We start from the raw sequence: 13,019 nt of genomic DNA on the forward strand, positions 1-13,019 counted from the left end.
GGTGACCCGGCTGACCACGCCGGACTGGTCGTTCTCGACCTCCTGCACGGTGGTCGTGGTCGACAGCAGGGCGCCGGTGGCCGGGTTGAACTGTTCGCGGATGCGCTCCAGCGAGACGCTGACGGGGTCGGCGCGGTAGCTGATGTCGCCGGAGAGCGTCAGGCGGTCTTCCTGGATCGAGCCGGAAACACCCGCATTCCAGCGGCCGTCGTCGCCGACGTTGACGCGGATAGAACCGGTCGTCTGGCGTCCCGGACGGGGCGCGTTCGGCCGGGTGATCAGGTTGATGACCCCGCCCGAGCCCTCGGGACTGTAGGCGGCCGAGGGGTTGGTCATGACCTCGATCCGGGAATACTGTCCGGCCGGCAGCTGCTGGATCGCCTGCCCGCGTCCGGCGCCGGACAGGATGCCGGAGGGACGACCGTCGACGAGGATGGTGACGTTGGCGTCGCCGCGCAGGGACACGTTGCCCTCGGGATCCACATCGACGGAAGGCACATTGCGCAGGGCGTCGGCGAGGCTGCCGGTCGTGGCCTGGAGGTCTGTGTCCAGGCTGTAGCTGACCGAGTCGATGGAGGTACGGGTCTCTTCGCGGTTCCCTGTGACGACGACGTCGGTCACGGCGTCGGTCTGGGCCTCGCCCTCGTTCTGCTCCTGGGCGGGTTGGCTTCGCGCGGGCGGCGTCTGCTGCGCCGGCTGGGCGGGGGCGGTCTGGGCCATGACCGGCGAGCTGATGGCGGCCATAGCGGCGCCCGCCATCAGGATGGTCTTCAGTCGGATCATGATCATAGCCCCCTGGCAGGCACCGCATGCGCCCGTTCGAGCACCGCAGTATCAAGCTTCCTTTACGTCCCAAAGTTACTTCGAGGTCATTTTCGCCGGGATTTCATAATGTTACACCCAAGCAATCATGATGGCGGAAACGGGGCGGCCGGATCGGCGGGCTGGCGCGCCCTGCCTGCTGCCGCTAGCCTCGCCAACCCGATGGACCGGAGCCTGCCCATGACCGATCGCCTGCCCGCCCTCACGCGCCGCTCGGCCCTGTTCGCATCCGCCGGAGCCGCGGCCCTTCCGTCGGCCGCATGGTCGAAGACGTCGAACCCTGCGAATGACAATGAGGGGCTGGCCGAGGCGATCGACGCCTATGTGACAGCGGCCATGGCGGCCTGGCCGGACCAGCCGGCGCTCGGCGTGGCGGTGGTCAAAGACGGCCAGACGGTTCTGGCGCGTGGATACGGCATCAAGGCGATGGGCCGTCCCGGTCGGGCCGACGAACACACCCTGTTCGCCATCGCCTCCAACTCCAAGAACGTCACCGCCGCCGCCCTCGCCATTCTCGTCGACGAAGGCAAGGTGAAGTGGGACGAGCCGGTGAAGACCTACCTGCCCGGCTTCACCCTGTCGGACCCCTATATCGGCGACCACATCACGGTGCGCGACACGCTGAGCCACCGGGCCGGCTTCGGCCTGGGCGCCGGGGACCTGTTGTTCTGGCCGAACTCGAACCGCAGCCGCGCAGAGGTGCTGGCCCGGGTCCCGTTCGTGCCGATCGAGGACGGGTTCCGCGCCAACTACCACTACTGCAACCTGATGTTCGTGGTGGCCGGGGCGGTGCTGGAAGCCGTCTCCGGGATGACGTGGGAAGCCTTCGTCCAGACCCGAATCTTCGACCGGCTGGGCATGACCGACACCGTGCCCATGGCCAGTCTGGCCGACCCGGCGAAGTCGGCCCTGCCGCACGCGCGGGTCGGGCCGCCGCTGCGCTATCAGGGACCGATGACGAAAATCGCCGACAGTATTGTCGGCATCTGGGACTGGGATTCGGCCGCCGCCGCGGGAGGCATCTGCGCCTCGCCGGCCGACTGGGCGAAGTGGATGATCCTGCGCCTCAACATGGGGGCCCTGCCCGACGGGACCCGGCTGTTCACCGAGGCGCGGGCGACCGAGATGTGGCGGCCCAACGTCATCATTTCCGGCACGCCGGGACCGACGGCGGAACTGCCCGGCCGGGCCATCGCCTCGACCTACGCCATGGGTCATCAGGTGCAGGACTATCGCGGCGAGCGGATCGTCAGCCACGGCGGCGGCTCTCCGGGCGGCAACTCGTTCACCGTCCTGATCCCGGGCCGTAAGGCGGGGGTGTCGGTGTTCTCGAACGCGGAAGAGAATTTCCTGCTGCGCACCCTGCGCAGCGGCCTGGTCGACATCCTGATGGGCAAGCAGGGCTTCGACTGGATCGCGGATTCGAAGGCGCTGGAGGCGAAGGGGATCGAGGCCTCGCTGAAGGCCGCCGCCGAGATCGATGCGAAACAGGCGGCCGGCGACCGGCCGTCCCTGCCCCTGTCGGCCTTCGTCGGGACCTGGCGCGATCCCTGGTACGGCGACATCACCATCGAGGCCCGCGACGTGACCCTGTGGCTGTCGTTCACCCATAACCCGGCGCTGCAGGGGCCGCTGGAGCCCTATGACGGCGACATGCTGCGCACCCGCTTCCCCGACAAACGCGAGGAGGACGCCTTCGTCACCTTCGAGATCGTGGACGGCAAGCCGGTGCGGGCGACGGTCAAGGGCGTGAGCCCGGACATCGACTTCAGCTACGACTATCAGAATCTGAGGCTGACGAAGGTCTAGCGCCTCGGATCCAGCAGCACCCCCGACACCGTCGCGGCCAATATCCGCGCCGCGAACGGCAGGCGCGCCAGCTTGCCCAGCACATGGTCGCGGACCCAGGGCAGGGCCTGGCCGTCGGCCTGGTAGAAGGGGGTGAAGCCCATCGACAGGCCCTGGTACAGCCGCACATGCCAGCGGCGGATGCGGGCGTAGGCGGTCAGGGCCTCGTCGAGCTCCTCGTGGGTCGCCAGTGCCTCGGCCAGGGTGAGGGCGTCCAGCAGGCCCATGTTGACCCCCTGACCCAGCTGCGGACTGGTCGAATGGGCGGCGTCGCCGACGACGGCGAGACGGTCCGCGACCGGCAGGGGCAGGGTGTGGTGGCCGTAGCGGGCGAGGGTCAGGGCCTCGGGATCGGGAATGGTCTCCAGCAGTCCGGCCACCTGGGGCCAAAGACCCCGCACCTCGGCCTTCCACCGCTCCATCCCGGCGCGCAGCCAGTAGTCATGGTCGGCGGACTTCAGACTCCAGAAGAAGGTGGCGAGGCGATCGGGGCTGTCCGGGCGGGCGCCGACGGGCAGGACGCCGATCATGCGCGAGGCGCCGCGATAGACCTGTTCCAGCGCTGTCTCGTCGAACGGCGCGCCGGGCCAGGGCACGGTGGCCCAGAGCGCGCCCCACTCCAGCTCGTGACGACGGCCGCCCTGACGGGCCAGCAGGTCGCGGGCGATCGGCGAGCGGGCGCCCGAGGCGTCGATGACCAGGTCGAAGGCCGGGCCCGTCACGCCGTGGGCGTCGGTCATCCGTCCGGCGGCGGCGGACACGATCTCGCGGCGGGTCTCGAAGGTGACGCCCCCGGCGAGGCAGGCCTCGTACAGGACCTGAAAAATGGCGGAGCGGTGGACGCCGAGCGCGTTGATCCCGTCGGGCCGGGGCGATTTCAGGTCGGAATACCGGACGTCGAGCACGATGCGGCGACGGCGCGCCTCGCGTCCGAACAGATGGTTCAGCGGCTGGCCGAGGGCGGCGACCCGGTCGGTCAGGCCGAGGCGATCCAGAACGTGCAGTCCCGTCGGCTGGAGCATGAAGCCGGCGCCGATCGGTTTCGGTTCGTCGAACCGCTCATGAACGACGACCCGCCGCCCCTGACGCGCCAGCATCAGGGCGAGGGCCAGACCGGTCGGCCCGGCGCCGACGACGGCGACCGACCGGGCCATTCTAGTTCGGGACCAGTTCGATCAGGTCGAGGTTGGACTCGTTCTGGGGCCAGGGGATGACCAGTCGCCAGCGGGCGTCGCCGAGCCGCTCCAGCACCGCGACGATGTCCCGGTCGGGACGCTGGCCGTAGGAGTTGGCCGGCGGTTCGGCGGCGAGGGCGACAGAGCCCAGCATGACCATCTGGCGGGGATCCTCCGGGAACAGCAGGCCCGACGGGCGCTGGGAGCCGGTGGTCTTGGAGAATTTCAGGCCGCGCGGCGTCTGTTCGATGCGGCAGTCGAACCAGCCGTAGATGATGAAGCCGAGGCCGGTCTCGCCGCCCTGGGATCCCAGTTTGACGGTCCGACAGCGATAGTTGCCCGGCGGCGGCGCGACGTTGTTGCGGGCGGCGTCGGGCGCGATCAGGTCGCCGAGCGAGCGGAGGTCGCCCGAACCGGGCTGACGGCGGGCCTGTTCAAGCGCCAGGCGCCAGGCGGCGTCCCGGCGGACATAGCGGTCACGATCGGTGGCGGTGATGATGCTGCGCCAGTCCCGCAGCTCCACGACGCCCGGTCCGGACGGCGGCGGTGGTGGCGGGGGGGGAGGGGGTGCCGAGGCGCATCCCGCAACCAGGGGGGCCGCCAGGAGCAGAAGGGTCGAGAGGGCGAGGATGCGCATGGCCGCAAGGGGCCTGACGCCTCGCCTGTCGTCAAGCTAGACGATCATCACTGTGCCGATGAGCAGGCGGGCGCCGCGCTGACCGAGGATGATGTTGGTCGCCGACTGCAGCTGGGCGGCCAGGCGGTCGACGTTCGGCACCCCGCCAGGCAGCAGGGTGTTGGCTTCGCGCTGGACGAGGATGTTGAACACCGCCCGCATCCGGGGCTGCGACTGTTCGGCGCGCAGCTTCAGGGCGGCGTCGGGCGCATCGACCCCGGTCTCGACCGTCATCACGCCGCGACGACCGTCGGAGCGCATCGTGGTGGCGGTGATCGTGGGATAGCGGACATAGCCGCCGGCCGAGCCGCCTCCACCGCCGCCGGAAGCGAGGGCGGGCGTTGCGGCGAGCGCGAGCGGGGCGGCGAGAAGGGCGCGACGTTTCATGCGGCCCTTGTGGCACAGGGTCGCTTAAGGTCGGGTTACGCTGCGGCCTCGACCCGTGCAGGCTCCATCGGCTTGAGGTCGAGGAGGGCGAACAGTCTGGCGTCCTCGTCCTGTTCCGGGTTCGGTGTGGTCAGCAGCTTGCCGCCGACGAAGATGGAGTTGGCGCCGGCGAGGAAACACAGGGCCTGCATTTCCGGGCTCATCGTCTCGCGCCCGGCCGACAGGCGGACCATGGCGCGGGGGCAGACGAGGCGGGCGACCGCGACCGTGCGGACGAACTCGATCGGGTCGATCTCGCCTGTCTTCAGGACCTGCTCGCCCAGCGGCGTTCCCGTGACGGGGACGAGGGCGTTGACCGGCAGGCTGTCGGGATGGACCGGCAGGGTGGCCAGGGCGTGCAGCAGGCCGGCGCGGTCGCGGCGGCTCTCGCCCATGCCGACGATGCCGCCGCAGCAGGTCGACATGCCGGCGTCGCGGACGTGCTCCAGGGTGTCGAGACGATCCTGATAGGTCCGGGTCGTGACGACCTCGGCATAGTAGTCAGGACCGGTGTCGAGGTTGTGGTTGTAGTAGTCGAGACCGGCGGCCTTCAGCTGTTTCGCCTGATCGGCGGTCAGCATGCCCAGGGTGGCGCAGGTTTCCAGACCGAGCGCCTTCACGCCAGAGATCATGGCGGCGAGTTTCGGCGTGTCGCGATCCTTGAGCTCCCGCCAGGCCGCGCCCATGCAGAAGCGGGAGGCGCCGCCCGCCCTGGCCGCCATGGCCTCGGCGAGGACGGCGGTGGTGTCCATCAGCTTCTCGGCCTTCAGGCCGGTGTCGAAACTGGCGGACTGGGAGCAGTAGCCGCAGTTCTCGGCGCAGCCGCCCGTCTTGATCGACAGCAACTGGGACTTCTGGACCTCCGACGGATCGAACCAGCGGCGGTGAACGGTCGCGGCCTCGAACACCAGCTCCATGAAGGGTCGGGCGAACAGGGTTTCGACCTCGGTCAGGGTCCAGTCGTGGCGGGGCAGGGACAGGTCGGTCATGGGCGGGTGGTGACTCAAGGCGGGTTCGGACGCAAGGGGGCGGCCGGGGTCCGGATCAACGATCAGGCCCCCAGCATGATCTCGCCCCGGCCCAGGTCCACGATTACGGTCTCGAACAGGCCCAGGATATCCACCCCCATCAGGATGGCCGGCACATCGCCATACCCCCAGTGTCTGAAGACGTGAAAGTCGCCCGCCAGTACCGGCAACCGGCTGAGGGCGACCCCGGCGAAATGCAGGTCGTGCAGCAGGACCGCCGAGGCGATGGCCGAGCTGCCGGTCGGGGACATGACCGGGATACGATCCGTGCCGTCGTCCAGCAGAAGTGGAGAGGCCCGACCCCCGTCCATGGCGGGCCGGTTGATCAGACTGACCTGGGCGCCCGTGTCGATGATGACCCGGATCGGTGCGCCCCGGGATCGGCCCTCCAGTGTGATCGGCCCGCCGATCCCTTGCTGCCCGCCGTCCGCGAGGGGGTTCACCGTATTGGGGGCGTCAAAGAAGCCGATCGGCGGCGGCCGCGAACGACTGATTCGCGCCCAGTTGCGCCCTTTGAACTCCAGGACCAGGCGATATCCTGACAGCAGGTCCGCGCCGATCAGGCCGTCGGCCCCGTCGAGACCTGATCGGCTGGCCACGGCGAGCCGGACCCCGGTGCGGTCGAGGCCACCGGAGCGGATGCGACCGGCCGTCACCGCTTCGACCACTTCGCGGCCGATCAGGGTGTGCATGGCGATCGGGCCGGAGGGGCGAAGGCCGAGGCTCGAGGCGAGGTCTCCGGCGACGACCGAGGCGGTGGCGGCGGTGTCGATGGCGAACAGGAAGGGGCCTCGGCCCTCGATCAGGACCGGCAGGGTCAGGCGGCCGCCGTGGATCAGGCGGTCCGACCGGCGGTCCCGGGACTGATGGGCCGCGGCAGGGCGTGCCAGAAGAAGAGCGGAGGCGGCGGCGAGGACGGCGCGGCGGGGGAGCGTCGCCCGGGGGCTATTGCCCCTCGTCATGGCGATAGATCCGGCCGTCGCGCATGACGAACCCGACGGACTTCAGCACAGTCACGTCGGTCAGGGGGTCGCCCTCGACGGCGATCAGGTCGGCGCGCTTTCCGGGCTCCAGGCTGCCGACCTCGGTGGACAGGCCGAGCAGGTCGGCGGCGTTGACGGTGGCGGCCTGGATCGCCGCCATCGGGGTCATGCCGTGTTCGACCATCAGTTCGAACTCGTCGGCGTTGCGGCCATGCAGCGACACTCCGGCGTCGGTGCCGAAGGCGATGCGTACGCCCGCCGGGTAGGCCGCCTCCAGCGAGCGGCCGGTGATCGAGATCCGCCACAGGATCTTGGGCAGAACGGCGGGCGGATAGGCGTTGGGATCGGCGGCCAGACGGGCGCGATAGCCGTTCACCGTGGACAGGGTGGGCACGTAATAGGCCCCGGAGCGCAGGAATAACGGGATGGTATCCTCGCCCAGGATGGTGCCGTGCTCGATGGAGTCCGCCCCCAGCCTCAGGGCCATGTCGATGCCGTCGGCCCCGTGGGCGTGGACCGCGACCTTCTTGCCGTACAGGTGGGCGGTCTCGATCAGGGCCCGGGCCTCGTCCTCGAACATCTGTGCGCCCAGACCGGCCCCGATGCGGCTGTTGACCCCGCCGGTGGTGGCGATCTTGATCACATCGGCCCCGCGGCCGATCTGGAGACGCACCGCCTCGCGGCAGCTGGCCGTGTCATCGCAGACGTTGTCGTGATCGGTGTGTTCGCGGAGGTCGTCGTTGAGGCCCAGACGGTCGTCCATATGACCTGAGGTGGTCGAGATCGACATCCCGGCATCCACGATCCGGGGGCCGGCGATCCGGTGCTCGGCAGTTGCGTCGCGCAGGGCCAGGGTCACCCCGCCTGTGTCGCCGAGGTTCCGCACGGTGGTGAAGCCCGCCATCAGGGTCTTGCGGGCATTCTCGGCTGCCTCATAGGCCTGGGCCGGAAGGTTTTCGGTAACGTCGCGCAAAACCCGGGCCTCGCCCGCCCGGTCCGTCGCCAGATGCACATGGCTGTCGATCAGGCCGGGCAGGACGAACCGGTCGCGCAGGTCGACGATCGTCGCGCCGGGGAAGGCGTCCGTGCCGACGAAGCCGTCCTGAACCGCCTCGACCTTGCCGTCGCGGATGACGACGGTGGAGGCGCCGCGCGGCGACTGTCCGGGCCGATCCAGCAGATGGCCCGCCTGGACCAGGGTGACGGCGCCGGCGACCGGCGCGGTGGTCCCGTCCTGGGCGCTGGCGACGGTTCCGGTCAGCAGGGCGAAGACGGCCCCCGCGATCACAGCCTTCATGAACTCACTCCCCGTTTTGCGGGAGTTTAGGCATGTCAGGGAAGCGGACGCTAGCTCCGGTAATCCCCGTTGATCTCGATGTAGCCCTTGGTTAGATCGCAGGTCCAGACCGTGGCGGAGGCCCGACCGGAGCCGACGTCGACGCTGATGTCGATCTCGGGCTTCTTCATATAGGCGCTCATCTTCGCCTCGTCGTAGGTCGGGGAGACCGCGCCGTCGACGGCGGCGACGTGGGGGCCGAACCGGATGGCCAGGTGGTCGCGGTCGACCGGCTCCTCGGTCTTGCCGACGGCCATGACGACCCGGCCCCAGTTGGCGTCCTCGCCGGCGATGGCGGTCTTGACCAGGGGGCTGTCGGCGATCGACTTGGCCAGTTTGCGGGCCGAGGCGGGCGAGGCCGCGCCGTCCACGGTGATGCGGACGAATTTGGAGGCGCCCTCGCCGTCGCGGACCAGCTGGTGGGCGAGGTCGAGCATGACCTTTTCCAGGGCGGCGGAGAATTCCTTCAGGCGGCGGTCGCCGACCCGGCCGATGCGCGGCGCGCCGCTCGCGCCCGTGGCGAACAGAAGACAGGTGTCGTTGGTCGAGGTGTCGCCGTCGACGGTGACCGAGTTGAACGTCGTGCGGACATGCAGGCCCAGCAGGGCGCGCAGCACGGTCGGGTGGATACTGGCGTCGGTGACGATGAAGCCCAGCATGGTCGCCATGTCCGGCGCGATCATGCCCGAACCCTTGGCGATGCCGGCGATCCGGACCTTGAAACCGTCGATCGTGGCCTCGGCGTAGGACCCCTTGGGGAAGGTGTCCGTGGTCATGATGCCGCGACCGGCGGCGGCCCACTGTTCCGTCGGCGGGACGTCAGAATCGAGCTTCGTCTCGATCTCCGGCAGGCGGGCGGCGATCTTCTTGTCGTCGAGCAGGACCCCGATCACGCCGGTCGAGGCCAGCATGACGTCGCGCTGGCGACAGCCGAACCGCTTGGCGACTTCCGAGGCCGTGCGGCGGGCGGCGTCGGCCCCGGCCTTGCCGGTGAAGGCGTTGGCGCAGCCGGCGTTGACCACCAGGGCCCGGACGTCGAGGCCTCCGCCGGGCGCATCGAGATGGCGACGGCACCAGTCGACCGGTGCCGAGCCGACCTTGTGGCGGGTGAAGACGCCGGCGCAGGTCGTGCCGCGGGCGAAGCGGAAGACGGTCAGGTCGTCGCGTTCGTGCTTGTAGAAGCCGGCGCGGGCGGTGGTGATCTCGACCCCGCCGACCGGCGGAATGGCCGGGAAGGGCACGGCGAGGGGCGAGATCTTGAGTCCGGGCTTGCCGGGCGCGGCCGGCGCGGGGGGCGACGGCTGGGGCTGGGTCGCCCGCTTGAGGGCGGAGGTCAGGGGATCGAAGGCCTTCTCAATGGCGTTTTCGATGGCCTTGCCGGTCGAGCCGGGCTTCTTCGTTTCGCTCACTGGACAGCGCCTTTTGCGGCGGGCGCAGGCGTCACGACGGGAGGCGCGGCCGGAGCCGGGGCGTCCGTCGTCGGGGCGGTCGGGGTCGGGCTGGGTCCCGCAGGGGCGGCGGAGGCCGGTTCCTGGGGCGCGCCGCCTTCGGCGGCCAGAAGCACGTTGACCCTGGCCTTGCCGCGCAGCTCCTCGAGCAGCTGGCGCACCCCCTCATAGGTCAGGTAGCGGACGATCTGGGGCCGGGCCTGATCGAGCGTCGGCGGGCTCTCGCGGCGGCGGTCCTCGACCCGCAGCACGGCCCAGCCGCCCTCGGTCTGGAAGGGCCCCACGGTCGAACCGGCGGCGGCGTCACGCAGCGCATTGGCATAGGCCTGGGGCATGACGTCGGCGGTGGAATAGCCGAGATCCCCGCCTGAGAAGCGGGTCGCTTCATCGATCGACCGTTCCTGGGCCACGGCCTCGAAGCTGGCGCCCTGGCCGAGGATGCCGATGACGGCGTCGGCCTCGGGCTTCGTGCGGGACAGGATCAGGCGGACGCGGATCTCCTCGGACGTCCGGGCGAGGCGCAGCTGCTCCTGATAGAGGGTCTGGACGGCCTGGTCGTTGATCCGGCCGTTGACCTCGTTCTCGACCAGCATGTCGCCGAGAATCCGCTCGCGCGTGGCCTGCAGTCGGCGCTGGGCCAGCGGGGAATTGTCCAGACCCCGGCGCTCGGCCTCGGCGGCGAGGAGTTTCTGGTCGATGACCTCGTCCAGCACCCGGCGGAACAGGTCGCTGGTCACATCCAGCGGTTCGCCCTCGCCGACCAGACCCTGGGCCACGGCCTCGCGCTTGACGTCGGAGGCCCAGATCGTCTGGTCCTGCACCTCGGCCACGGCCCGGTCGCCCGGTTCGGGCGCCCGATCGTCGCCCCCGCCGCGACCGCAGGCGGCCAAGGCGAGGACCAGGGCGAGACCAAGGAAAACCAGAGGGTTGCGTGAATGTCGCATCGGACGCTCCGTCCCGTTCGAAGGGGTCCAAACGCCGGGCCGCAAAGCCCCTCGCGTTGACAGGGGTAGGGTCGGTGCTTAAGTCCCGCCTGCGCCCAAGTCGAGGGGTTTTCGATCGTATGCGCGGCGTGTTTCGCCGCCTTGCCCGGCAGCCCCTCTCGCGGCGTCTCATCGCCGCCCCTTACGGGCAATTCCAGAGCTCTAGACCGCTCGACCGCTACCGGATCGCCCATGCTCGGCTTCGCCAAGAAACTCTTCGGCTCTTCCAACGACCGCAAGGTCAAGGACTTCATGAGCCGGGTCCAGAAGATCAATGATCTGGAGCCAAAGTTCGCCGCCCTGTCGGACGACGAGCTGCGGATGATGACCCAGACCTTCAAGGATCGGGTCGCCGCCGGCGAAACGCTCGACAAGCTGCTCAACGAGGCCTTCGCCGTCGCGCGCGAAGCCTCCAAGCGCGTGCTGGGCCAGCGCCAGTACGACGTGCAGCTGACCGGCGGGATGATCCTGCATGACGGCGGTATCGCCGAGATGCGCACGGGCGAGGGCAAGACCCTGGTCGCCGTGGCGCCGGTGTATCTGAACGCGCTCGAGGGCAAGGGCGTCCACGTCATCACCGTCAACGACTATCTGGCCCGCCGCGACGCCGAATGGATGGGGCGGGTCTATCGCTTCCTCGGCCTGGAAGTGGGCGTGATCGTCAACGGCCTGTCCTCGGGCCAGCGTCAGGCCTCCTACGCCGCTGACATCACCTACGGCACCAACAACGAATTCGGCTTCGACTATCTGCGCGACAACCTGGTCTATGATCGGCGCGAGATGGTGCAGCGTCCGCACAACTTCGCCATCGTCGACGAGGTCGACTCCATCCTGATCGATGAGGCGCGCACGCCCCTGATCATCTCGGGCCCGACCGAGGACCGGTCGGATCTCTACAAGATCTGCGACGCCCTGATCAAAGAGCTGATCAAGGACACCTCGACCTTCGATCTCGACGAGAAGCAGCGCCAGGCCCTGCTCACCGAAGAGGGTTCAGAACAGGTTGAACAGCTGCTGGAGGCCGGCGGCCATTTCGCCGACGACACGACGGGGCTCTACGACGCCGCCAACATCAGCCTGGTGCACCACATCAACCAGGCCCTGCGCGCCAACACCCTGTACCAGAAGGACAAGGACTACATCATCAAGGGCGGCGAGATCGTCCTGATCGACGAGTTCACAGGCCGGATGATGACCGGACGCCGCCTGTCCGAAGGCCTCCACCAGGCCATCGAGGCCAAGGAGGACGTCAAGATCATGCCCGAGAACCAGACCCTGGCCTCGGTGACGATCCAGAACTATTTCCGCCTCTACGAGAAGCTGTCCGGCATGACCGGCACGGCCGCGACCGAGGCCCAGGAATTCCTCGACATCTACAAGATGGACGTCCTGGAGGTTCCGACCAACCGCCCGGTCCAGCGTATCGACTATGACGACGAGGTCTATCGGACCTACGCCGAGAAGAACCTGGCCATCGCCAAACAGATCGCAGACTGCCGCGAGCGCGGCCAGCCGATCCTGGTCGGCACCGTCTCGATCGAGAAGTCCGAACAGCTGTCCGAACTGCTGCGCACCTACGAGCACAAGGTCGAGGTGTCGCGGACCCTGAAGAAGGCGTTCGAGGGCAAGGAAAAGGAAGCCCAGAAGGCCGGCGACGCCGCCTGGGACATCAAGTACGAGACCAAATTCAAGGGCATCCCCCACAACGTCCTGAACGCCCGCCAGCACGAGCAGGAGGCCTTCATCGTGGCCGACGCCGGTCTGCCGGGCGCAGTCACCATCGCCACCAACATGGCCGGCCGCGGCACCGACATCCAGCTGGGTGGCAACCTCGAGATGCGTCTGGAGAAATACCGGCTCGACCAGCGCAATCTCGCCATCGAGGTGACGCCGGAGATGCTGGCCGCCGAGGAGGCGCGGCTGAAGGCCGACATCGCCGTCCAGAAGAAGATCGCACTCGACGCCGGCGGCCTGTTCGTCCTCGGCACCGAGCGCCACGAAAGCCGCCGGATCGACAACCAGCTGCGCGGCCGGACGGGCCGTCAGGGTGACCCGGGCACGTCGAAATTCTACCTGTCGTGCGAGGATGACCTGCTGCGCATCTTCGCCGGCGACCGTCTGGACGCCATCATGCGTTCGTTCGGCGTGGCGGAGGGCGAGGCCATCTCCCACCCCTGGCTGAACCGCGCCGTCGAGACCGCCCAGAAGCGCGTCGAGACCCGCAACTACGACATCCGCAAGAACCTGCTGAAGTACGACGACGTCGTGAACGACCAGCGCAAGGCCGTGTTCGA

Annotated in this window: 11 protein-coding genes; 2 read left to right on the forward strand and 9 right to left on the reverse strand. The window is 69.0% G+C overall.

Annotation, left to right across the window (positions count from 1 at the left end; genetic code table 11):
- On the reverse strand, positions 1-783 hold a 783-nt coding region (locus Q0044_RS01285; RefSeq protein ID WP_298158515.1), incomplete at its 3' end, for a TonB-dependent receptor plug domain-containing protein.
- A 219-nt stretch (positions 784-1,002) separates the two neighbouring features.
- Between Q0044_RS01285 and Q0044_RS01290 the strand changes: the two genes are divergently transcribed.
- Positions 1,003-2,631: a serine hydrolase gene (locus Q0044_RS01290; protein WP_298158517.1), complete on the forward strand. Its 1,629-nt coding sequence runs from the start codon at positions 1,003-1,005 to the stop codon at positions 2,629-2,631.
- Here Q0044_RS01290 and Q0044_RS01295 read toward each other — a convergent pair.
- The 8 genes from Q0044_RS01295 to Q0044_RS01330 all read right to left on the reverse strand — a co-directional run bounded on the left by Q0044_RS01295 (position 2,628) and on the right by Q0044_RS01330 (position 10,686).
- Positions 2,628-3,824 (reverse strand): FAD-dependent oxidoreductase, encoded by a 1,197-nt coding sequence (locus Q0044_RS01295; RefSeq protein WP_298158519.1) that lies wholly within the window; start codon positions 3,822-3,824, stop codon positions 2,628-2,630. The two genes, Q0044_RS01290 and Q0044_RS01295, sit on opposite strands and share 4 nt — an antisense overlap.
- Position 3,825: 1 nt before the next feature.
- Positions 3,826-4,482, reverse strand: a complete 657-nt coding sequence (locus Q0044_RS01300) for a DUF4893 domain-containing protein (protein ID WP_298158521.1) — start codon at positions 4,480-4,482, stop codon at positions 3,826-3,828.
- Between the two features lie 36 nt (positions 4,483-4,518).
- Positions 4,519-4,908: a Tat pathway signal protein gene (locus Q0044_RS01305; RefSeq protein ID WP_298158522.1), complete on the reverse strand. Its 390-nt coding sequence runs from the start codon at positions 4,906-4,908 to the stop codon at positions 4,519-4,521.
- A 35-nt stretch (positions 4,909-4,943) separates the two neighbouring features.
- A complete protein-coding gene (gene bioB, locus Q0044_RS01310) occupies positions 4,944-5,936 on the reverse strand; it encodes a biotin synthase BioB (RefSeq protein WP_298158524.1) in 993 nt (330 codons plus the stop codon).
- Between the two features lie 62 nt (positions 5,937-5,998).
- On the reverse strand, positions 5,999-6,937 hold the full coding sequence (locus tag Q0044_RS01315; RefSeq protein WP_298158526.1) for a retropepsin-like aspartic protease: 939 nt from the start codon (positions 6,935-6,937) through the stop codon (positions 5,999-6,001).
- Complete coding sequence (locus tag Q0044_RS01320) at positions 6,921-8,255, reverse strand: metal-dependent hydrolase family protein (protein WP_298158528.1); 1,335 nt, start codon at positions 8,253-8,255, stop codon at positions 6,921-6,923. The genes Q0044_RS01315 and Q0044_RS01320 overlap by 17 nt, the downstream gene beginning before the upstream one ends.
- Positions 8,256-8,305: 50 nt before the next feature.
- Positions 8,306-9,703 (reverse strand): bifunctional glutamate N-acetyltransferase/amino-acid acetyltransferase ArgJ, encoded by a 1,398-nt coding sequence (argJ, locus tag Q0044_RS01325; RefSeq protein WP_298158529.1) that lies wholly within the window; start codon positions 9,701-9,703, stop codon positions 8,306-8,308.
- Positions 9,700-10,686 carry a peptidylprolyl isomerase gene (locus Q0044_RS01330; RefSeq protein WP_298158531.1) on the reverse strand — a complete coding sequence of 329 codons (987 nt, stop codon included), beginning with the start codon at positions 10,684-10,686 and terminating at the stop codon, positions 9,700-9,702. Before Q0044_RS01330 ends, argJ begins: the two co-directional genes overlap by 4 nt.
- Before the next feature lie 231 nt (positions 10,687-10,917).
- On the opposite strand from Q0044_RS01330, the gene secA reads away from it, so the two are divergent.
- The coding region (gene secA, locus Q0044_RS01335) for a preprotein translocase subunit SecA (RefSeq protein ID WP_298158533.1) at positions 10,918-13,019 on the forward strand (2,102 nt) is incomplete at its 3' end.

The sequence above is a fragment of the Brevundimonas sp. genome, from assembly GCF_027484365.1.
Lineage (GTDB): Bacteria > Pseudomonadota > Alphaproteobacteria > Caulobacterales > Caulobacteraceae > Brevundimonas.

Bases quoted from the DNA above. Each gene is read 5' to 3' on its own strand.
- Q0044_RS01290 (WP_298158517.1), top strand. From the start codon at position 1,003: ATGACCGATCGCCTGCCCGCCCTCACGCGCCGCTCGGCCCTGTTCGCA.
- Q0044_RS01295 (WP_298158519.1), bottom strand. From the start codon at position 3,824: ATGGCCCGGTCGGTCGCCGTCGTCGGCGCCGGGCCGACCGGTCTGGCC.
- Q0044_RS01300 (WP_298158521.1), bottom strand. From the start codon at position 4,482: ATGCGCATCCTCGCCCTCTCGACCCTTCTGCTCCTGGCGGCCCCCCTG.
- Q0044_RS01305 (WP_298158522.1), bottom strand. From the start codon at position 4,908: ATGAAACGTCGCGCCCTTCTCGCCGCCCCGCTCGCGCTCGCCGCAACG.
- bioB (WP_298158524.1), bottom strand. From the start codon at position 5,936: ATGACCGACCTGTCCCTGCCCCGCCACGACTGGACCCTGACCGAGGTC.
- Q0044_RS01315 (WP_298158526.1), bottom strand. From the start codon at position 6,937: ATGACGAGGGGCAATAGCCCCCGGGCGACGCTCCCCCGCCGCGCCGTC.
- Q0044_RS01320 (WP_298158528.1), bottom strand. From the start codon at position 8,255: ATGAAGGCTGTGATCGCGGGGGCCGTCTTCGCCCTGCTGACCGGAACC.
- Q0044_RS01330 (WP_298158531.1), bottom strand. From the start codon at position 10,686: ATGCGACATTCACGCAACCCTCTGGTTTTCCTTGGTCTCGCCCTGGTC.